Here is a 762-nt window from a genome sequence, read left to right on the forward strand (position 1 = left end):
ACGGTTTGTTCAGACATCTTCACGCTCCTGCGATTGGTGAAACTCCGCAATCTGCTCCATGTGTTGCCCAAGCTCGCGATACGTCGCGTAACGCTGTGCTCGCAATGTTTGCACTTTTGGTGTTGGTGAGTAGGTTTGACGAACAGGACTTGCCATCACGGCTTGTGCTGATTTCGTCGTCGGGTAAACGCCAGCTGCGACGGCTGCAAAAATCGCTGCCCCCAATGCGCAACATTGATCTGATTCGACCACGATGATGTCGCGACCAATCACATCGGCGCACATTTGCATCACGTAAGGGGATTTTTGCGCAATGCCCCCAATGGCGATGACGCGTTCGACAGTGACATCTTGTTCTATAAAGCAATCGACGATCGCTTTTGCGCCATGCGCAGTGGATTCTACGAGTGCAGAGAAAATTGCAGGCGATGAGCTACCAAGGTTTAAGTCACAAATAGCACCTTTAAGACGCTGGTGTGCGTAAGGGGTTCGGCGGCCATTGAGCCAATCCATTGCAACCGGAGTATATTGGTCGATACCTTGCTGCTCGGCAGCTTGCGAGAGCATTGGCAAAAGTTCTGAAGCAACTTCTTCGGCAGTTAAGGCAAAGTCTGGATTGTGCTCGGCATAAGCCTGTAGTGGCCACATTAAGACGTTTTTGAACCAGGCATACATGTCGCCAAAAGCGGACTGTCCGGCTTCAAGTGCTAGCAACTCGGGCATAGCACTGCCTTCGACTTGACCACAAATACCATGAATAGT

1 protein-coding gene is annotated in these 762 nt (G+C 51.0%); it reads right to left on the bottom strand.

Annotated elements, in window-relative coordinates:
- Nucleotides 1-9: 9 nt before the first annotated feature.
- On the bottom strand, nucleotides 10-762 hold a 753-nt coding region (locus R8O10_RS24835), incomplete at its 5' end, for an FGGY-family carbohydrate kinase (protein ID WP_318191904.1).

Origin of the sequence: Vibrio sp. 1727, from assembly GCF_033344415.1 — a bacterium.
In the GTDB taxonomy this organism is placed as follows: domain Bacteria; phylum Pseudomonadota; class Gammaproteobacteria; order Enterobacterales; family Vibrionaceae; genus Vibrio; species Vibrio alginolyticus.